The following is a 20189-nucleotide window of genomic DNA, read 5'->3' as shown; positions in this document are numbered from 1 at the left end:
AGCCAGGGCGAAAAGTTCGTCCGCGCGCACAAGCGCGCGGCCTGGTCTCCGGCCTCCCGGACGAAGATCGCCTTACCGTCGGCGGTCGAACCAGGACCGGACGCGGTCGACCGGCCCGGCCGGGCCACCGCCGGGAGCAGCGAATTCGCGGGCCGCCGGCTGCTGCCGGCGGTGTGCTCGCGGCGCGGCGGTGGCTCCGGTGCGTTCGGTCGCCTCGGTGGCCGCGAGCGTTTCCTCGTCCGGCCACTGCCGGGCGCCAGGCACTCCGCCACCTTGCCCCGGCTTCGGATGCGGGACCGGCCGCTGGTTCATCACCGAGTAGCGGGCGAACGGGTCATCGGCGACCTGCCGGGCTCGCGGACGGGCGCGCAAACCCAGCAACCCGAACAGTCCCAGCAGGCCCAGCAACCCCCAGACCCCGTTGCCCATGATCGACATCCCGGCCCTCACCGCGTGCCCCCGGAGCCGTTCCCCGGGGCGTCGTCTCATGCGTACCCCGGTGCGCGCGCGTTCGTCGGCCGAACCACTGGATGGGGTGAGCGAAACCGCTCAGATGGCCGTCTCTCCCTTGCCCAGCACCACGATCCCGCCCGGACTGACGTGGTAGTGCCCGCGGTCGCGGTTCAGATCGACGCCGATGTGCGCACCCGGCGGGACGACCACGTTCTTGTCCAGGATCGCCCGCCGCACCACCGCGCCCGCCCCGACCCGGACACCGTCGAGCAGCACCGACCCCTGCACCACGGCACCGTTTTCGATGTAGACGTCCGGCGAGAGGACCGAGTCGACCACCTGTGCGCCCGAGATGATGCAGCCGTTGCTGACAATCGACTGCTGTGCGGTGCCGCCCTCCACAAACTTCGCCGCCGCGCGCTGGCCGGGATAGGCCAGGATCGGCCAGCGCCGGTTGTACAGGTTGAAGACCGGATGGGTGGAGATCAGGTCGGTGTGCGCGTCGAAGTAACTGTCGATCGTGCCGACGTCACGCCAGTACCCGTGATCGCGTTCGGTTTCGCCCGGCACCACGTTCGTGGAGAAGTCGTAGACCGCCGCGTCACCGCGTCCGACGAACGCGGGAATGATGTCGCGGCCCATGTCGTGTTTGGACTGCAGGTTCTCCGAGTCCGTGCGCAGCGCGTCGATCAGCGCCTGCGTGGTGAAGATGTAGTTCCCCATGGACACATAGGACTCGTCCGGCGAGTCCGGCAGGCCGGGCGGATCGGCCGGTTTCTCCAGGAACGCGTCGATGTGGGTGCCGTCGGACGTGGAGATCACGCCGAACGCGCTCGCCTCCTCCCGCCGCACCCGGATCCCCGCGACGGTGGCACCCGCACCGGATTCCACATGCGACCGGAGCATCTGCGCCGGGTCCATCCGGTAGATGTTGTCCGCGCCGAAAACCGCGATATAGGCCGGATTTTCGTCGTACACCAGGTTCAGGCTCTGGTGGATCGCGTCGGCACTGCCCTGGAACCAGCGTGGCCCAAGGCGTTGCTGCGCCGGCACCGGGGTGACGTACTCTCCGGTCAGCGACGACAGCCGCCACGTGGTGCTGACATGCCGGTCCAGTGAGTGCGATTTGTACTGCGTCAGCACGCAGATCCGCCGGATCCCGCCGTGCACCAGATTGGACAGCACGAAATCGATGAGCCGGTGCACACCGCCGAAGGGCACCGCCGGCTTGGCGCGGTCGGTGGTCAACGGCATCAGGCGCTTGCCTTCGCCACCCGCGAGCACGATGCCCAATACGCCCTCATTCACGACGACCTCCGTAGCTCCTCATAGATCCCGGCGGTCCTGGCGGCGATCGCGGCCCAGCCGAACTCCCCGACGGCCCGCGCCCTGCCCGCCGATCCCATGGCCCGCGCCCGATCGCGGTCACCGGTGAGTTCGTTGACGCGCGCCGCGAGCCCCGCTTCGAACGCGGCGGGGTCGTTCTCGTCGTAATGCACCAGCAGCCCGGTCTTTCCGTCCTCGACGACCTCCGGGATGCCACCGACGTCACTGGCCACCACGGCGGTTCCGCATGCCATCGCTTCGAGGTTCACGATGCCGAGCGGCTCGTACACCGACGGGCAGGCGAACACGGTCGCGTGCGTCAGCAGCTGGACGACCTGGTCGCGGGGCAGCATCTCCGGGATCCAGAACACCCCGTCCCGCTCGGCCCGCAACCGCCCCACGAGCTCGCGGAATTCCGCGTCCAGTTCGGGTGTGTCGGCACCCCCGGCGCACAGCACGACCTGCGTGCCGGGCTCGAACGCGGACGCGGCGCGCACGAGATGCGGCACGCCCTTCTGGCGCGTGATGCGGCCGACGAACAACACGTACGGCCGGTCGAGGTCTATACCACGTGCACGCACCCCGTCGGTCGCGGAAACCGGTTGGTACAGCGCGGTGTCGATGCCGTTGTGCACCACCTGCACCCGCTCGGGCGCCACCGCGGGGTAGACGTCGAGGACGTCACGGCGCATCCCGGCGCTGACCGCGATGATCGCGTCGGCGGCCTCGTACGCGGTCCGCTCGATCCACGACGAGACCTGGTAGCCGCCGCCGAGCTGCTCGGCTTTCCACGGCCGCAACGGTTCCAGCGAATGCGCGGTCAGCACGTGCGGGATGCCGTAGGTCAGCTTGGCCAGATGCCCGGCGAGGTTGGCGTACCAGGTGTGGCTGTGCGCGAGGTCGTACCCGGTGAGCGCGTCGGCCATGGACACCGCGATGTCCATGGTGGTGAAGGCGGGCTGGTGGTACCCGCGGGCGCCGGTGTGCCCGTGCGCGCCGTCGCGATCGGCGCCCCAGCAATGCACGTCGAGCTCGACGAGCGAGCGCAGTTCCCTGGCGAGGAACTCGACGTGCACCCCGGCGCCCCCGTAGACGTCGGGCGGGTATTCGCGGGTGAGCAGGCCGACTCGCATGCTCTGACCCTAAGGGCACAGGCAACCATTCAGCAGCGGAATCCCTGTGACCAGGCGGAAAACAGCCGGAGAACCCGGGAGCAAGGGGCCACAGGCTCCCGGGACGGGCAACGGCTGCCTTCACTCGATCGAGTGGTACCGCCGCTGGGCCCGTCCCGACGCGGTGGTTGTCTCTTCTCTTCCACCGGGCCGGCACCCGGCGCCGCCACGCCACCCGCCGTCGCCCTCAGGGGCCGCCGGTCCGATCGCCACGCCCCCCGAGCGATCGGACTGGCCCCCACCGGCACCGCGGTCAGGCCGCGGGAAGGTAGACCTGCTCGAGGCAGCCGTCCGGAAACGTCCGCGAGGACCTGAGCTCGAAGCGGCGGAACGGGCTGCCGTCCGCGGTCAGTCGCACCCCGCTGCCGACGAACCGTGGCACCGTCAGCACCCCCAGCTGGTCCAGCGCGCCGATGGACAGGAACGCGTCCAGCGTCCGCTGCCCGCCGACCAGATGGACGTCGCCGCCGAGATCGGCCTCCTCCATCAGCTTGCGCAACTCGGCTGGATCGGGCGCGCTCACCACCTCCGCGGGTGTCCCTTCGGGCAACGGGCTGGAGGTGAGCACGAACACGCGTAACCCCGGCCACGGCCATTCGGGCGCCTCCAGCGCGGGCAGGAACGTCGTCCGGCCCATCACCGCACCCCGGCAGTCCGCGAGGAACTCCGGCAACCCGTAGGAGGTGCGCCCGGTGAAGGCCGGCATCGACAACTGCACCGGCCAGCCCTCCTGGGTGGTGATGTAGCCGTCGATACTGACTGCCAGGTACGTCTTGATCTTCATGGTTCCTCCGCCGGTCCGTTCGCCTGTCGATGAAGTGGACCACGCGGCCCGCCGGAACTCATCGCCGCGGCGCGCGGCCCCTTGCTGTAGGGCCGTCACGCGCGAGTTGAGCGTTGGGAGCGCGCGAGTTGAGCGTTGGGAGCGCGCGAGTTGAGCGTTGCGTGCGGCGGGAACGCGCAACTCGCGCAGCCGGAAAGGTCAACTCGCGCGGATATTCAGGAGGCGATCCCGGAGACCGAACGCACTGCGGGGCGGCAGCGCCTCCGCCCGGGGGCTGGTGGTCGGGCTGGCGGGCGGGACTCAGGTTCCGCCACCCGCACCGCTACGCAAGCCATATTCACAACACACCGTAGGGTCGGGGGCCATGCGCATCCTGATCTCTGCGGACATGGAAGGCGCCACGGGCGTCACGTGGACCGACGACGTGGTGCCCGGAACCGCGCAGTGGCAACGTTTCCGCCGCCTGTTCACCGAGGACGTCAACGCCACGATCGCCGGCCTGCACCATGGCGGTGCGACCGACGTGCTGGTCAACGAAGCCCATTCCTCGCAACGCAACCTGCTGCTGGAAGATCTCGACGCGCGGGTGCGGATGCTGACCGGGCGGCACAAACCGCTGTCGATGATGCAGGGTGTCGAGTCCGGTGTGGACGGTGTGGCGTTCATCGGTTACCACGCCGGCGCCGGGGAGGACGGGGTGCTCGCCCACACCTACCTGGAGAACCAGATCACCGGCGTGTGGCTGGACGGGGTGCCGGCGAGCGAGGGCAGGCTGAACTCGGTACTGGCCGCCGAATACGGGGTACCCGTCCTCATGGTCAGCGGTGACGACAAGACATGCGAGGACGCCCGCGACTACGCGCCGGACGCGATCGGCGTGGCGGTCAAGGAATGCGTGAGCCGCTACGCCGCCATCTGCATCCCGCCCGAGCGCACGTCGGCCATGTTGCGGCTCGCCGCCGAGCGGGCGATGGCGCGTGCCGGCCGCACCGAGCCTCAGGTGGCGCCGCATCGCATCGAGGTGGAGTTCGACGCCACCCACCTGGCGCAGGCGGCGGCCGTGGTGCCGACCGTCGAGCAGACCGGGATCCGTAAGATCGGGTTCGAGGCCCCGGACATGACCGGGGCGATGAAGGCGTTCAAGGTGGTCACCGCGATCGCCGCGGGGGCGGTACAGGGGAGTTATGGCTGACGTCGTGGATTTGTGTGCCCAGCTGGTGCGATTCGACACCACGAACCGCGGGCAGGGGGACGCCGAAGGCGAGCGGGAAGCGGCGGAGTTCGTGGCGAGCGTGCTGTCGGGCGCCGGGGTCGAGCCGAAGGTGCTGGAGTCGGCGCCGCGGCGGGCCAGCGTGCTCGCCAGGATCCCCGGCACCGACCCGACGCTGGCGCCGCTGCTCGTGCACGGGCACCTCGACGTCGTGCCCGCGGACCCGGCCGAGTGGTCGGTGCCGCCGTTCGCCGGTGAGATCCACGACGGCTACCTGTGGGGCCGCGGCACGGTGGACATGAAGGACTTCCTCGCGATGGTCCTCTCGCTCGTCACCGATGGGCTGCGGCCGCGCCGCGAACTCGTGCTGGCGTTCCTCGCCGACGAGGAGGACCGCGGGGCGTGGGGCGCGCACTGGCTCGCCGCCGAGCACCGCGAGTTCTTCGACGGCTGCGTGGCCGCGATCAGCGAATCCGGCGGCTACACCTATCACGTGCCCGCCGCGGACGGGCGGACCGTGCGCCTGTACCCGGTCGGTACCGCCGAGCGCGGGACCGCGCACATGCGGCTGACCGCGCACGGGCAGGCCGGCCACGGCTCCCGGCGCAACGACGAGAACGCGGTGGTGCGGCTCGTCGACGCGCTGCACCGGGTCGCCGCGCACCAGTGGCCGGTGCACCTCACCCCGGCCGTCGAGGCTTTCCTCACGCGCACCGGGGAAGCGCTCGGCATCGACGTCGATCTGTCCGATGTGGACGGTACGCTGGCGCGGTTCGGCCCGGCGGCGTCGCTGGCGGAGAACACCGTCCGCAACAGCTGCACCCCGACCATGCTCGACGCCGGCTACAAGGTCAACGTGATCCCGGGTGTCGCGCACGCACAGCTGGACACCCGCACCCTGCCGGGCACCGAGGCGCAGCTGCTCGCCCAGATCGACGCGCTGCTCGGGCCGGGGATCGAGCGCGAGTTCGTCTCACACACCCCGCCGGTCCAGGCGCCGGTCGACTCGCCGTGGTTCACCGCGATGGCCGACGCCCTGCGCGCCGAGGACCCCGAGGCCGTGGTGGTGCCGTACTGCATGGGCGGCGGCACCGATGCGAAAGCGTTCAGCCCGCTGGGCATGGACTGCTACGGGTTCGCGCCGCTGTGGCTGCCGCCGGGGTTCCCGTACCGGGAGATGGCGCACGGCGTCGACGAGCGGGTGCCGGTCGAGGGACTGCAGTTCGGCAAGCGTGTACTCGGGCGGCTGCTCTCTTCGGTCTGAAGAGTGCAAGCGGCTCCGCCACGTGAAAAAGAGTGGAACTTGTCCTGTTTCAGCCAGGTTTCGCGGGAATCCTTGACGCGCGGCGGGGTGACCGGCTGAGGTTCGGCATATGGTCCGAACCAGCGTCGTGCCGGTACTGGTGTCCGCCATCGCTCTCGTGGCCGGGCTGGCGTCCGCAACCGCCGCGCCGGGCGTGACGGGGTTCTCGTCGTCGTTCGAGCCGGGCGAGCCACAGCCCGCGGTGGACGTGGCCGAGCGGGCCTCGGGTGTCAACGGCGCCAACGGATCCGCCATCCCCGGCGACGTCCGCGGCAAGGTCACCGACGTCACCGCCAGCTCCGAGAACACCGACGGCGGTGAGGTGGCGGTCAACCTCCTCGACGCGAACCCGGACACGAAATGGCTCGCGTGGGCACCCACCGGCTGGGCGGGCTTCACGCTGTCCGAACCGGTCACGCTCACGCACTACGCGCTGACCTCCGCCAACGACGCGCCCGAGCGCGACCCGAAGGACTGGACCTTACAGGGCTCGGCGGACGGACAGGTCTGGACCGACCTCGATCACCGCAGCGGCGAATCCTTCGGAAAGCGCTTTCAGACCAACACCTACCAGCTCGCCCCGGCCGCGCCGTACCGCTACTACCGGCTCGACGTCACGGCGAACAACGGCGGGCCGATCCTGCAGCTGTCGGAACTGTTGCTGGCCAACGACGAACCCGCACCGCCGCCGTTGCCGTCGATGCGCAGCCACCCCGACAGCGGCCCGGTCGGCGGGTATGCCAGCAAACCTCGCGCCGGGTACACCGGCCTGCACGCCTTCCACTACACGGGCACACAGACCAGTGACGGCCGCGGGTATTCGTACAACAAGATGTTCGACGTCCGCATCCCGGTGCGGGGCGACACCGAACTGGCGTACAAGATCTTCCCGGAGTTCACCACCGCCGATCCGCGGTACCCGAGTACGAACGTGGCAGTGGACTTGGCGTTCACCGACGGCACCTTCCTGTCCGATCTCGGCGCGACCGATCAGTACGGTTTCGGCCTCTCCCCGCAGGGCCAGGGTGCCGGAAAAGCCTTGTACACCAACCAGTGGAACCTGATCCGCGCGAAGCTCGGGCAGGTGGCGCGCGGTAAGACGATCGCCAGGATCCTCCTCGGCTACGACAGCACGGCCGGGCCGGCGAGCTTCAACGGCTGGGTCGACGACGTCCAGATCGCGCCGGCTCAGCAGCCCGCCGTCGCGCATCTGTCCGACCACGTCCTTACCACGCGCGGAAGTAATGCGAATGGAAACTTCTCGCGCGGAAACAACTTCCCGGCGACGGCTTTACCGCACGGCTTCAACTTCTGGACGCCGGTGACCGACGCCGGTTCGGACAGCTGGCTCTACCGCTACCAGGAGAGCAACAACGCGCGGAACCTGCCGCAGCTGCAGGCTTTCGGGCTCAGTCACGAGCCGAGCCCGTGGATGGGTGACCGGCAGACATTCCAGGTCATGCCGTCGGACACCGGGGGTGTGCCCGACGGCAGTCGCACTGCCCGCGCGCTGGCGTTCCAGCACGCGAACGAAACCGCGCGGCCGTACTACTACGGCGTGAAGTTCGAGAACGGCGTCGGCGGGGAGATCGCGCCCACCGACCACGCCGCGATGTTCCGCTTCACGTTTCCCGGCGACAACGCGAACCTGATCTTCGACAACGTCAGCAACGCCGGCGGCCTCACCCTGGATCCGGCGACCGGGTCGCTCACCGGCTACTCCGACGTGAAGAGCGGTCTGTCGGCCGGCGCCGGGCGCCTGTACGTGTACGCGACATTCGATCAGCCGGTGACCTCGGGCGGGATGCTGCCCGGCGAAGGCCGTGACAACGTGCGCGGTTACCTCAAGTTCAGCGGCAAGACGGTGACGATGCGGATCGCGACGTCGCTGATCAGCGTCGAGCAGGCGAAGAAGAACCTCGGCCTGGAAATCGCGCCGGGCGCGAGCTTCGAGTCTGTGCGGGACGCGGCACAGGCGGCCTGGGACCGGCAACTCGGCGTCATCGAGGTGCAGGGGGCGAGCCAGGACCAGCTCACCACGCTGTACTCGAACCTGTACCGCTTGTTCCTCTACCCCAACTCCGGTTTCGAGAACACCGGCAGCGCCCGGCAGCCGGAATACGCCTACGCGAGTCCGTTCACGCAGCAGGTCGAAAACGGGCAGCTGTACGTGAACAACGGGTTCTGGGACACCTATCGCACCACCTGGCCCGCCTACGATCTGCTGTCCCCGGATATGGCCGGCAAGATGATCGACGGGTTCGTGCAGCAGTACCGCGACGGGGGCTGGATCGCCCGCTGGTCCTCCCCCGGCTACGCGAACCTGATGACCGGCACCAGTTCCGATGTGGCCTTCGCCGACGCCTACCTCAAGGGCGTCCGGAACTTCGACATCCACAGCGCCTACGACGCGGCGATCAAGAACGCGACCGTGACGCCCCCGAACGACAGCGTCGGCCGCAAGGGGCTGGACAGTTCGATCTTCCTCGGGTACACGCCGACGACGACCGGCGAGGGCATGTCGTGGGCGATCGAGGGGTACATCAATGACTTCGGGATCGCGAACCTGTCGAAGAAACTCGCCGACGAGGCCCGGCCGGGCGACCCGCGTAAGCAGGAGTACCTCGACAACTACACGTACTTCCTGAACCGGGCGCAGAACTACGTGCACCTGTTCGACCCGGGCACCGGCTTCTTCCAGGGCCGCAACCCCGACGGGAGCTTCCGGCTGCCGCCGGGCCAGTACGACCCGCGCAACTGGGGCGGCGACTACACCGAGACCGATGGCTGGGGCATGGCGTTCACTGTGCCGCAGGACGGGCAGGGCCTCGCCGATCTCTACGGCGGAAAGCCCGGGCTCGCGAACAAGCTCGACCAGTTCTTCGCCACGCCCGAAACCGCAACGTTCCCCGGTGCCTACGGCGGCACGATCCACGAGATGCGGGAGGCGCGGGACGTGCGGATGGGCCAGTACGGGCATTCGAACCAGCCCGCGCATCACATCCTCTACCTGTACGACTACGCGGGTCAGCCGGCCAAGACCCAGGCCAAGGTCCGGGAAGCGCTTTCCCGGTTCTACGTGGGCAGTGAACTCGGCCAGGGCTACCCCGGCGACGAGGACAACGGCGAGATGTCCGCGTGGTACGTGTTCAGCGCGCTGGGCTTCTACCCGCTGCGGATGGGCAGCCCGGACTATGCGGTCGGCTCGCCGCTGTTCACCAGGGCGACCGTGCACCTTCCCGGGCGGGACCTGGTGATCAACGCGCCGAAGAACAACGCGGCGAACGTCTACGTGCAGGGGCTGCGGGTCAACGGCAGGCCGTGGACTTCGACGTCACTGCCGCACGACCTGCTCGCCCACGGCGGCACGCTCGACTTCGACCTGGGCCCGGACCCGTCGCGCTGGGGCACCGGTCCCGGCGACGCGCCCGCCTCCATCACCACGGGCGACCAGGCACCGGCGCCACTCGCCGACGTCACCGGCCCCGGCAAGGGCACCGCGTCCGAGCCCGCACTGTTCGACAACACGTCGAAGACCCAGGCCCAGGTGACGACCGTGCAGTACCAGCTGTCCGCGCCCGGCGACCCGGTTTCGTACTACACGCTCACCTCGGGCACCGGCGGTGACGCGGACGGCTGGACGCTGAGCGGCTCGAACGACGGCGCGCACTGGACGACGATGGACAGCAGGCAGCACCAGACGTTCACCTGGCGGCAGCAGACCCGGCCGTTCCAGGTCGCGCAGCCCGGGGCGTACACGTACTACCGGCTGGAGCTGTCCGGCCCGGCCACGCTGGCGGAGGTGGAGCTTCTCGGCAAGCCACGGTGAGCACCGGCGGTTACCGTGGGAATGTGATCCCTGACCGGTTCTGTTCGTCGTTCGAAGAAGGGGACCCTGTCCCGCTCGCCGGCACGGTCGGCTCCGGTCCTTCGCGCTCCCCCACCGCCAAGCCGGGCGTCGGCTTCACCGGGGTCCGAGCGTTGAGGTACGAGCGGCCGCGCCGGGTGCGGCTGTTCGAGGTGGACATCGTGGCCGGCAAGCACACCGAACTGTCCTATGTGGTCTTTCCCGAGGACGGCCTGGGAATCGCGCTCGACGTGGAACTGGATGATGGCAGCACCCTCGCCGGGGCACTGGATCCGAAGACGCTGTACCCGGACCAGTGGAACCTCGTGCGCCGCCTGATCCCGGCCGGCCGGACCGTGCGCGCGATCGTCCTGGACGGACCGGACGCCACCGGCTGGCTGGACGACGTCCGCATCGCCGACCGGCCGCCGCGTTACCACGCCCCCGTCGACTGGGTGCACACCACCCGCGGCACCCAGTCCAGCGCGGAGTTCTCGCGGGGCAACACCTTTCCCGCGACCGCTGTGCCGCACGGGTTCAACTTCTGGACCCCGGTAACCGACGCGTCTTCGACAACTTGGCTGTACGAGTACCACCGCCGCAACAACGCCGCGAACCGGCCACGCCTGGAGGGGTTCGCACTCAGCCACCAGCCGAGCCCGTGGATGGGCGACCGGCACACGTTCCACATCGTGCCCGAGGGCGACCTGACATTCGGGCACGACCACGAGATCGATCGCCCTTACCACTACGGCGTGCGGTTCGACAGCGGAATCACCGCCGATCTGGCACCCGCCGACCACGCCGCGTTGTTCCGGTTTTCCTTCCCCGGCAAGGCATCCGTCCGGTTCGCCTGCAACCGCGGCGGTATCCGGCTCGACCCGGCACAGGGCGTGGTCACCGGATACACCTCGGTGCGCAGCCGGCTTTCCGCCGGGGCGCGGCGGATGTTCGTCTACGGCACCTTCGACCGGCCCGGCACCAAGCAGGGCAAGACGCTGTCGTTCGGCACGTCCACCGTCGAACTGCGGATCGCGACCTCGCTGATCAGCTTGAAACAGGCCCGGCACAACCTGGACGCGGAGATGCCCGCCGGGACGACGTTCGAGCACGTGTGCGACAGCGCGCGGCAGGCGTGGCAGGACCTGCTCGGCCGGGTCGAGCTCGACGGCGCGAACGAGGACCAGCTGATCACGTTCTATTCGTGCCTGTACCGGTTGTTCCTCTACCCGAACTCCGGCCACGAGGAGACACCGTCGGGACGCAGGCACGCCAGCCCCGTCGTGCGGCGGCGGTGGCCCAGCACCCGCAAACGGACCGGCGCGAAGGTCATGGACGGGCCGATGTCGGTCAACAACGGGTTCTGGGACACCTATCGCACCACCTGGCCCGCGTATGCCCTGCTCGCGCCGGGCCGGTGCGGAGAGCTGATCGACGGGTTCGTGCAGCAGTATCGCGAAGGCGGCTGGATCGCGCGCTGGTCCTCCCCCGGCTACGCGGATCTGATGACCGGCACCAGTTCCGACGTCGCGTTCGCCGACGCGTATCTCAAGGGAGTGCGCGGGTTCGACGTGCACGCCGCCTACGAAGCCGCGATGAAGAACGCGACCGTGGCCCCGCCGGAGCGCGCTGTGGGCCGCAAGGGACTGGCCGAGTCGATCTTCCTCGGCTACACCCCGTTGACCACACCGGAAGGGCTTTCCTGGGCGCTGGAAGGGTATGTCAACGACTTCGCCCTCGCGAATCTCGCGCAGGCACTGGGAAAACCGGACGAGGCGAAGTACTTCCGCCAGCGCGCCGCGGGCTATGTGCACCACTTCGACGAGCGCACCGGCTTCTTCCAGGGCCGCCACCGCGACGGCCGGTGGCGCTGGGCGCCGGACAAGTACGACCCCACCGTGTGGGGTTACGACTACACCGAAACCGACGGCTGGAACATGGCGTTTTCCGTGCCCCATGACGGGAACGGGCTGGCGAACCTGCTCGGCGGACGCGCCGCACTGGAGTCCAAATTGGACACTTTCTTCGCCACTCCGGAAACCGGCCGGAATCCGGGTTCCTACCGCGGGATCATCCACGAGATGACCGAGGCGCGGGATGTCCGGCTGGGCCAGTACGGGCATTCCAACCAGCCCTCACACCACGTTCCGTTCATGTACCACTACGCGGGTGTGCCGGCGAAGGCACAGGCCGTGGTGCGTGAGGTGCTCACCCGGTGCTATCTGGGCAGCGATATCGGGCAGGGCTACCCCGGTGACGAAGACAACGGCGAGATGTCCGCGTGGTACGTCTTCGCGGCGCTCGGGTTGTATCCGCTCGCGGTCGGCAGCCCGGTGTACGTGCTGGGCGCGCCGCTGTTCCCGCGTGCGGATGTCGTGCTGGAGAACGGGAAACACCTGACGATCACCACGTCCGGCAGCGGAGCGTACGTGCAGAGCCTGCTGGTCGACGACGAGCCGCACGAGCGGTCCTGGATCTCACATGACGTGCTCACCGCCGGGGCGAGGCTGGAGTTCACGCTCGGCGAGGAGCCGTCCGGCTGGGGCAGCCCGCCGCCGTCGCTGACCGGTGGAGACGCGGCGCCGCGGCCGCTGACCGATCTCGCCGGGCACTCGCGCCCGGATCTGGCCGCGTTGTTCGACGACACGAGCCGCACCCAGATCACGTTCGCCACCGCGACTCCGGTGATCGAGTACACAGTGGACGGTCCGCCCCGGCCGGTGGAGATCTACACGCTGACGTCCGGCACCCGCGGCGCGCCGGAGGCCTGGGTACTGGAAGGGTCCGACGACGGCCGGCGTTGGGTGCTGCTCGACCGCCGGACGGACGAGACTTTCCCGTGGCCGCGGCAAACGCGGCCGTTCGCGCTGTCCCGACCTGCCGCGCACGCGCGTTACCGGCTGCGCTTCACCGCCTGCCACGGACGGAAACTGACCCTCGCCCAATGGGAACTCCTCGCCGCGTGAGCCCGGCCGGTGATGAACCCCTCATCGGAGCCGGGCGAAACCCCCGCCACACACCGCCCATGCGTACTCTCGACCACACGAAGCCAGCAGCCGCCCAGCCCCGCACTGGAGAGAAACCCGTGGCCGGTCGCCGATGATCGACACTCTCACCACGACCGTCGAACGGTTGCGTGACCGGCTCATCGCGGCCGATCCCGGCCTGCTGCGGGCACGGCGCGCGACACTGGGGGTCGGCGGCATCGTGCTCGCGATCGCGGTGCTCGGCATCCTCGGCCGCCCCGTCCCGGAGATCCTGGTCGCCGCGATCGCGGCCATGCAGTCGGCGTTCACGGTCAACGACCGCACCGAGTCCGCCCAGGCGGTGACCTTGATCCTGGCGATGTGCGGCGGCGCGCTGTCGCTCACCGTCGCCGCGCTCGGCAGCACCCGGCCACCGCTGGACAGCGTGCTGTTCATCCTGCTGATCTTCCTGGCCGTCTACGCACAGCGGTTCGCCCCACGCGGCCCCGCGATCGGCGCGCTCGCGTTCTTCATGTTCTTCTTCGCGATGTTCCTGCAGATCCGCTTCGACCAGCTGCCGCTGTACCTGCCGGCGCTGGCGCTGGGCATCGGCAGCAACGCGGTGATGCGGTTCGTGATCCTGCGCCGCGACCCGGAACGCGAACTGGTGCGCATCCGCGGCGCGTTCCGGGCCCGCCTCGGCAGGCATGCGGCCGCCGCGGCGGCCTATCTCGCGAGCGGCGGCAGCGAGCGGCGCCGCACCCAGTTGCGCCACGCCGACACCCGGCTGCACGAAGCGGTGCTGATGATCGAGGACGCGATCGACGAGGTGCTCGACCCGCCGGCGTCGGAACTGTTGCGGCGCCGCGCGATCGAGGTCGAGCTCGCCGCCCAGTGGCTCTCCCACGCCGCCCGCCGCACCAACACCGAGAAGCTGCCGGACGAGGTCCGCGACGAGCTCGTCGGCAGCATCCTGCGGTTCGAGTCCCTCATCGAGCACGACCCACGCGAGCTGCCGGTCATCAGCGAGACCGGGCAGTTCAGCCGGATGCTCGTCAGCGGCAGCCGGCTCGGTGACAAGGCCGAGCCCGGCGACGAGCTGCGCCGCGCGATCGCCGAGCTGGCGCTGGCGGACGTCAACGCGCAGCGGATCGCCGAGCACGACTACTCCGCCGAGGCCGAGCTGCCCGAGGAGCCCGCACCCAGGAAGAAACCCTTGCTGGCGTTCGACAATCAGGCCCGCGCCGCGCTACAGGCGATGATCGGCGGCACCCTCGCCGTCATCGGCGGGGAACTCGTCTCGCACCAGCGCTGGTACTGGGCGGTGCTGACGGTGTTCGTCGTGTTCCTCAACACCTCCACCACCGGCGCGGCGTTCGTGAAGGGTTTCCGGCGGGTGTCGGGCACGGTGGCCGGGATCTTCGGCGGGATGCTGCTCGCCCTGCTGGTCACCGGCAACTTCGCGCTGACCGTCGCGCTGATCCTGGTGTGCGTGTTCTGCGTCGTCTACACCGCGCGCGTGTCGCAGCTGGTGATGTCGTTCTTCATCACGTGCATGCTCGGTCTGCTCTACAGCCTGCTCGGCACGTTCACCGTCGACGTGCTGTGGCTGCGGGTCGCGGAGACCGCGGTCGGCGCCGCCGCCGGGATCCTGGCCGCGGTCGCGGTCCTGCCGGTGCGCACCCGCACGGTGCTGCGCTCGGACTTCAAGGCGGTGCTGGCGGCGCTGCACGAATTCCTCGATCAGGCCGAGGTGCTGCTGTCGGGACAGGACAACGTCAACATCATCGAGCTGTCGCGCGAGCTGGACCGCACGGTCGAACAGGTCCGGACCACGATCGAGCCGCTCATCCACCCGATCAGCCTCGCCAGCCGCCGCAGCTACGGGTCCTATGTGGTCACCACGCTCGACCGGATCGCCTTCCGCGTGCGGCATGTCGCCGCCCGCGCCGAACCGGGTCTGCTCGCCGGGGACGACCGGCTCACCGAACTGGTCGACCGGGTCACGCAGAATGTCGAGGTACTCGCCGAGACGCTCGACGGCGCCACGCCACGCAAACTCGACCGCGATACTGAGACGCCGATCACGGTCGAGTCCGACAGCCGCCACGCCCGGTCGGTGCTGACCAGCTTGAGCCGCCTTGACGAGGCGGTTCTGGTGCTGGGCCGGGTTTTCGAGGTTCCGGCGGCGGAATCGGTCAAGCCGGGTGTGGGGCGACGCACCGCGTCAGCGCAGGCAGCGGCCGATAGAGTCACGGACAGAAGCCAAGAGAACGTCCGCAGGAGTACGCCATGACCCAAGCCCCCGTCAACGTCACCGTCACCGGCGCCGCCGGTCAGATCGGATACGCGTTGCTGTTCCGCATCGCGTCCGGTCAGCTGCTCGGCCCGGACACCCCGGTGAAGCTGCGGCTGCTGGAGATCCCGCAGGCGGTCAAGGCGGCCGAGGGCACCGCGATGGAACTCGAGGACGGGGCCTTCCCGCTGCTGGCCGGCACCGACATCTTCGACGACCCGAAGCAGGCCTTCTCCGGCGCGAACGTCGCGTTGCTGGTGGGTGCGCGGCCGCGCACGAAGGGCATGGAGCGCGGTGACCTGCTGGAGGCCAACGGCGGCATCTTCAAGCCGCAGGGCGAGGCGATCAACGCCGGTGCCGCCGAGGACATCAAGGTGCTGGTCGTCGGCAACCCGGCCAACACCAACGCGCTGATCGCGCAGTCCCACGCGCCCGACGTGCCCGCCGAGCGGTTCACCGCGATGACGCGTCTCGACCACAACCGGGCGACCGCGCAGCTGGCGAAGAAGCTGGGCGCGCCGGTGTCGGAGATCAAGAAGCTGACGATCTGGGGCAACCACTCCGCGACCCAGTACCCCGACCTGTTCCACGCCGAGGTGTCGGGCAAGAACGCCGCCGAGGCCGTGAACGACCAGAAGTGGCTGGAGGACGAGTTCATCCCGACCGTCGCCAAGCGCGGCGCCGCGATCATTGAAGCCCGGGGCGCGTCGTCCGCCGCGTCGGCCGCGTCCGCCGCGATCGACCACGTGTACACGTGGGTCAACGGCACCGCCGACGGTGACTGGACCTCGATGGCGGTGCCGTCGGACGGGTCGTACGGCGTGCCGGAAGGCCTGATCTCGTCGTTCCCGGTGACCACCGCGAACGGCAAGTGGAAGATCGTGCAGGGCCTGGAGATCGACGAGTTCTCCCGCGGCAAGATCGACGCCTCGGTGGCGGAACTGGCCGAAGAACGCGAAGCGGTGCGCAAGCTCGGCCTGGTCTGACGTCTTGCCCGTCGGGGACCGTTCTCGTCCGTTCTGTCCGGCGAGAACGGTCCCCGACGTTGGCGCTCGCCCCTCGACATCGGCGAATTACCACGATCAGGCCGCGGTGAGCCCCCGGCGCTGGAGGAGCGGGGTGATCTCCGGGTCGCGGCCGCGGAAGGTGCGGAATGCTGTCATCGCGTCGCCACTGCCGCCCTTGCTGAGCAGTTCGCGGCGGAAATGGTCACCGTTCGCCCTGGTCAAGCCGCCGTTCTCACGGAACCACTCCACCGTGTCCGCATCGAGGACCTCACTCCAGATGTAGGAGTAATAGCCCGCCGAATAGCCACCGCTGAACACATGCGCGAAGTAGGTGCTGTGGTAGCGCGGCGGGACCACCGGCAACGCCACCCCTGCCTTCTCCAGCGCGGCCGCCTCGAACCGGTCCACGTCACCGATCTCGTCATCCGGCGTGATGCTGTGCCACGCCTGATCCAGCAACGCCGCCGACAGATACTCCGTGGTCGAGTATCCCTGGCCGTACTGCGCCGACTCCGCCAGCCGCGCCACCAGCTGCGCCGGCAACGGCTCCCCCGTGCGGTGATGCTTGGCGTAGTTGGCCAGCACCTCGGGCCACAACATCCACATCTCGTTGACCTGCGACGGGTACTCCACGAAGTCGCGCGGCACGTTGGCGCCCGAGAACGCCGGGTACCGCACCGCCGACAGCAACGCGTGCAGCGCATGCCCGAACTCGTGGAACAACGTGATGACCTCGTCGTAGGTCAGCAGCGTGGGCTCACCGTCCGGCGGGCGCGAGATGTTCAGGTTGTTCACCACGACCGGGCGCTCGCCCAGGAGATCCGACTGATCCACGAACGTGTTCATCCACGCGCCGCCGCGCTTGGAATCCCGCGTGTAGTAGTCGCCGAGGAACAGACCCAGCGGCGAACCGTCCACATCGGACACCTCGAACACCCGTACCCCGGGGTGGTATGCGGGAAGGTCGTCCCGCTCGGTGAAACTCAAGCCGTACAACCGGTTCGCCGCGTAGAACACCCCATCGCGCACCACGCGATCCAGTTCGAAGTACGGCCGCAGCGTCGCGTCGTCGATGTCGTAGCGCGCCTTGCGGACCCGCTCCGCGTAGAACGCCCAGTCCCACGGCTCCAGCATCGCCCCAGGGACGTCCTGTTCCAGATACCGTTGCAGCTCCCCGGCGTCTCGCTTGGCGTTGGCCACCGCGGCGGGGGCCAGCCGCTCCAGCAACGCGGCCGCCGCCTCCGATGTCCGGGCCGTCTCGTCGGAAATCACGTACGCAGCGTGATGCGGGTAGCCGAGCAACGCGGCGCGTTCCGCCCGGAGCACCGCGATCCGGGTGAGCACCGCGCCGTTGTCGTTGTCGTCGCCCCGGTTCCCGCGTGCGGTCGAAGCGCGGAACAGCCGTTCCCGCAGCGCACGGTTCTCCAGTGAAGCCAGCAACGGCTGCGACGTCGGCAGGTTCAGGCTCAGCAGGTACTTGTCCGGTTCGCCCCGTGCCGTCGCGGCCTCCTTCGCCGCCGCCACCGCGTCCGCGGACAGACCGGCCAGCTCGCCCGCGTCGTCCACCACGACAGCCAGATCATTGGTGTCGCGCAACAGGTTCTCCTGGAACCGGGTGCTCAAAGTGGACAGCTCCTGGTTGAGCTCACGCAGCCGCGCCTGCTCGGTCTCGCCCAGTCCGGCGCCCGCCCGCTGGAAATCGGTGTGCACGCGCTCGAGCAGCCAGGCGGATTCGGCGTCCAGGCCAAGGGATTCGCGGCGCTCGAACAGGTCCCGGATCCGCGCGTACAGGCGCGGATCGAGGTGGACCGCGTCGTGGTGCGCGGCGAGCTTCGGCGCGATCTGCGCCTGCAGGTCCTGCAGCACCGGGTTGGTGTCCGACGAGGTGAGGTTGAAAAACACCGACGCCACGCGGGAAAGCAGCCGGCCGGAGCGCTCCAGCGCGACCACCGTGTTGTCGAACGTCGGCGGCTCGGGATCGGCGGCGATGGCTTCGATCTCGGCCGCATGCGCCGCCAGGCCTGCTTCGAACGCCGGCGCGTAGTGCTCCTCGCCGATACGGTCGAACGGCGGCAGCCCATAGGGCAGTCGGCTCGGCTCCGCGAACGGATTGTCCGGTGCAAGCTCGCTCACTGGCGGCCCTTTCGTCCCGTCGAGCCCCCGATCTCGGCGTCGGAGGATGTCTTCTTCCTACCGCGCTTCGGCGGTTCGGGCACCACCCCGGCGAAATCCGAGCTGTGGTCGTTGACGCGCACCACGAACGGCCGCGTCTCGGTGTAGCGCACGACGGAGATCGACGCGGGGTCCACGACGATCCGCTGGAACGCGTCCAGATGCTGGCCGAGCGCGTCGGCGAGGATCGACTTGAGCACGTCACCGTGGCTGCACAGCAACCACACCGCGTGCTCGCCGTGCGCTGCCGTGATCCTGGCGTCGTGCTCGCGGACCGCGGCCACCGCGCGGGACTGCATGGCCGCGAGCCCTTCGCCGCCGGGGAACACCGCCGCGGACGGGTGTGCTTGCACCACCCGCCACAGCGGTTCCTTGAGCAGCGTCTTGATCTCGCGGCCGGTCCACTCCCCGTAGTCCACTTCGGACAGCCGGGGTTCGACCGTGCGGGGCAGCCCGCGTGCCTCCAGCAGCGGCGCCACGGTTTGCTTGCAGCGCAACATCGGCGACACGACCGCCTCCGCCAGCGGCACGCCGGCCAGCCGCTCCGGCAGTGCCTTGGCCTGGGCGCGGCCGGTCTCGTCGATGCCCACCTTGGGGGCCCGGCCGGCCAGCACGCCGGAGCCGTTCGCGGTCGACCGGCCGTGCCGCAAGAGGATCACTGTTGCCACGAGCGCCAGACTACGTGGTGGTCAGAACGTCGGGCCCGCCTTGGGGTCGAGTACACCGGTGCCCATGAGCACGAACAGCGCGATGCCGAGCGCCACCCGGTAGATCACGAACGGCAGGTAGCTGCGCGTCTTGATGTAGCGCATGAGCCAGGCGATCACCGCGTAGCCGACGCCGAAGGACACCAGGGTCGCCAGGATCGTCGGCCCCCACGGCGGGCTGGTCCCCTCGCCGATCTTGGTGACCTCGTACAAGCCGGAGCCCAGCACGGCGGGCACCGCGAGCAGGAACGAGTACTCGGTGGCCTCGGCGCGGGTGTAGCCGAGCAGCAGGCCACCGGTGATCGTCCCGCCGGAGCGCGACACGCCCGGCACCAGCGCCAGCGCCTGCGCGAACCCGAAACCGAGGCCGTGCGGGACGGTCAGGTCGTCGAGTGTCCGCGTCTGGGCACCCACGCGGTCGGCGACCGCGAGGACGATGCCGAACACGATCAGCACGGTGGCGGTGAGCCGGAGGTCACGGAAGGTCGTGTGAATGTCGTCCTGGAACAGCAGGCCCAGCACGACGATCGGGATCGAGCCGATGATCACCAGCCAGCCCATCCGGGCGTCGGGATCGGACCGCCACCGGCTGGTGAAGATCGACAGGAACCAGGCACGGAGGATCCGCCCGATCTTGCCCGCGAAGTAGATGATCACCGCCAGTTCGGTGCCGATCTGGATGACCGCGGTGAACGCGGCGCCGGGATCCTGCCAGCCGGCGAGCGCGGCCGTGATGCGCAGATGCGCGCTCGATGAGATGGGCAGGAACTCCGTCAGGCCCTGCACGAGGCCGAGGATGAGTGCTTCGAACCAGCCCATCGGTCACCGGGCCTTTGTTGCGTGAAGTCTGTTTTGCACGGTGCGGAAGAGTATCTGCCGCGATGATCGTAGAGCCCTCGGGCCGGAAGCCGGGGGCTCCCCTTACCGCCAACCACTCCCCCACCAC

13 protein-coding genes are annotated in these 20189 nt (G+C 69.3%); 6 read left to right on the top strand and 7 right to left on the bottom strand.

The genetic code is table 11. The annotated features are described in order from the left end of the window. Positions 1-72: 72 nt before the first annotated feature. From GKO32_RS33170 to GKO32_RS33155, 4 genes are all read right to left on the bottom strand, one after another. Positions 73-489, bottom strand: a complete 417-nt coding sequence (locus GKO32_RS33170; protein WP_154760865.1) for a hypothetical protein — start codon at positions 487-489, stop codon at positions 73-75. Positions 490-549: 60 nt separating this feature from the next. Next, on the bottom strand, positions 550-1761 hold the full coding sequence (gene glgC / locus GKO32_RS33165) for a glucose-1-phosphate adenylyltransferase (RefSeq protein ID WP_312868989.1): 1212 nt from the start codon (positions 1759-1761) through the stop codon (positions 550-552). Next, positions 1758-2912 carry a glycogen synthase gene (gene glgA / locus GKO32_RS33160; protein ID WP_154760864.1) on the bottom strand — a complete coding sequence of 385 codons (1155 nt, stop codon included), beginning with the start codon at positions 2910-2912 and terminating at the stop codon, positions 1758-1760. The genes glgC and glgA overlap by 4 nt, the downstream gene beginning before the upstream one ends. A gap of 292 nt (positions 2913-3204) precedes the next feature. Further along, on the bottom strand, positions 3205-3735 hold the full coding sequence (locus GKO32_RS33155) for a dihydrofolate reductase family protein (protein WP_154760863.1): 531 nt from the start codon (positions 3733-3735) through the stop codon (positions 3205-3207). A gap of 364 nt (positions 3736-4099) precedes the next feature. Here GKO32_RS33155 and GKO32_RS33150 point away from each other — a divergent pair, with 364 nt between their 5' ends. The 6 genes from GKO32_RS33150 (at position 4100) to GKO32_RS33125 (ending at position 16343) form a co-directional block, all read left to right on the top strand. Next, positions 4100-4927: a M55 family metallopeptidase gene (locus GKO32_RS33150; protein WP_154760862.1), complete on the top strand. Its 828-nt coding sequence runs from the start codon at positions 4100-4102 to the stop codon at positions 4925-4927. After that, positions 4920-6209 (top strand): M20/M25/M40 family metallo-hydrolase, encoded by a 1290-nt coding sequence (locus GKO32_RS33145; RefSeq protein WP_154760861.1) that lies wholly within the window; start codon positions 4920-4922, stop codon positions 6207-6209. Before GKO32_RS33150 ends, GKO32_RS33145 begins: the two co-directional genes overlap by 8 nt. A gap of 109 nt (positions 6210-6318) precedes the next feature. Further along, positions 6319-10077 (top strand): GH92 family glycosyl hydrolase, encoded by a 3759-nt coding sequence (locus GKO32_RS33140; protein WP_154760860.1) that lies wholly within the window; start codon positions 6319-6321, stop codon positions 10075-10077. Between the two features lie 23 nt (positions 10078-10100). After that, positions 10101-13061, top strand: a complete 2961-nt coding sequence (locus GKO32_RS33135) for a GH92 family glycosyl hydrolase (protein ID WP_166459803.1) — start codon at positions 10101-10103, stop codon at positions 13059-13061. 133 nt (positions 13062-13194) lie between these two features. Then, positions 13195-15357 carry an FUSC family protein gene (locus GKO32_RS33130; RefSeq protein WP_154760858.1) on the top strand — a complete coding sequence of 721 codons (2163 nt, stop codon included), beginning with the start codon at positions 13195-13197 and terminating at the stop codon, positions 15355-15357. Then, the gene (locus tag GKO32_RS33125) at positions 15354-16343 is read left to right on the top strand and encodes a malate dehydrogenase (RefSeq protein ID WP_154760857.1); all 990 of its coding nucleotides are present in this window, start codon (positions 15354-15356) and stop codon (positions 16341-16343) included. Before GKO32_RS33130 ends, GKO32_RS33125 begins: the two co-directional genes overlap by 4 nt. A gap of 96 nt (positions 16344-16439) precedes the next feature. Here the strand turns inward: GKO32_RS33125 and GKO32_RS33120 are convergent, their stop codons facing one another. From GKO32_RS33120 to GKO32_RS33110, 3 genes are read right to left on the bottom strand one after another with little or no spacing between them, the layout of a single operon-like run. After that, the gene (locus tag GKO32_RS33120) at positions 16440-18497 is read right to left on the bottom strand and encodes a M3 family metallopeptidase (protein ID WP_312868988.1); all 2058 of its coding nucleotides are present in this window, start codon (positions 18495-18497) and stop codon (positions 16440-16442) included. Further along, the gene (locus GKO32_RS33115) at positions 18494-19204 is read right to left on the bottom strand and encodes a histidine phosphatase family protein (protein ID WP_312868987.1); all 711 of its coding nucleotides are present in this window, start codon (positions 19202-19204) and stop codon (positions 18494-18496) included. The genes GKO32_RS33120 and GKO32_RS33115 overlap by 4 nt, the downstream gene beginning before the upstream one ends. Before the next feature lie 21 nt (positions 19205-19225). Continuing rightward, positions 19226-20062, bottom strand: coding sequence for an undecaprenyl-diphosphate phosphatase (locus tag GKO32_RS33110; protein WP_154760855.1), 837 nt, complete (start codon positions 20060-20062; stop codon positions 19226-19228). Positions 20063-20189 lie beyond the last annotated feature (127 nt).

It is taken from the genome of Amycolatopsis pithecellobii (assembly GCF_009707865.1).
Classification (GTDB): domain Bacteria; phylum Actinomycetota; class Actinomycetes; order Mycobacteriales; family Pseudonocardiaceae; genus Amycolatopsis_E; species Amycolatopsis_E pithecellobii.
Note: the sequence above shows the minus strand (reverse complement) of the source record. Positions and strands in the feature narration are given on the sequence as shown.

Excerpts from the sequence above, each read along its gene's own strand:
- GKO32_RS33170 (WP_154760865.1), bottom strand. The coding sequence starts at position 489 with ATGAGACGACGCCCCGGGGAACGGCTCCGGGGGCACGCGGTGAGGGCC.
- glgA (WP_154760864.1), bottom strand. The coding sequence starts at position 2,912 with ATGCGAGTCGGCCTGCTCACCCGCGAATACCCGCCCGACGTCTACGGG.
- GKO32_RS33155 (WP_154760863.1), bottom strand. The coding sequence starts at position 3,735 with ATGAAGATCAAGACGTACCTGGCAGTCAGTATCGACGGCTACATCACC.
- GKO32_RS33150 (WP_154760862.1), top strand. The coding sequence starts at position 4,100 with ATGCGCATCCTGATCTCTGCGGACATGGAAGGCGCCACGGGCGTCACG.
- GKO32_RS33145 (WP_154760861.1), top strand. The coding sequence starts at position 4,920 with ATGGCTGACGTCGTGGATTTGTGTGCCCAGCTGGTGCGATTCGACACC.
- GKO32_RS33140 (WP_154760860.1), top strand. The coding sequence starts at position 6,319 with ATGGTCCGAACCAGCGTCGTGCCGGTACTGGTGTCCGCCATCGCTCTC.
- GKO32_RS33130 (WP_154760858.1), top strand. The coding sequence starts at position 13,195 with ATGATCGACACTCTCACCACGACCGTCGAACGGTTGCGTGACCGGCTC.
- GKO32_RS33125 (WP_154760857.1), top strand. The coding sequence starts at position 15,354 with ATGACCCAAGCCCCCGTCAACGTCACCGTCACCGGCGCCGCCGGTCAG.
- GKO32_RS33110 (WP_154760855.1), bottom strand. The coding sequence starts at position 20,062 with ATGGGCTGGTTCGAAGCACTCATCCTCGGCCTCGTGCAGGGCCTGACG.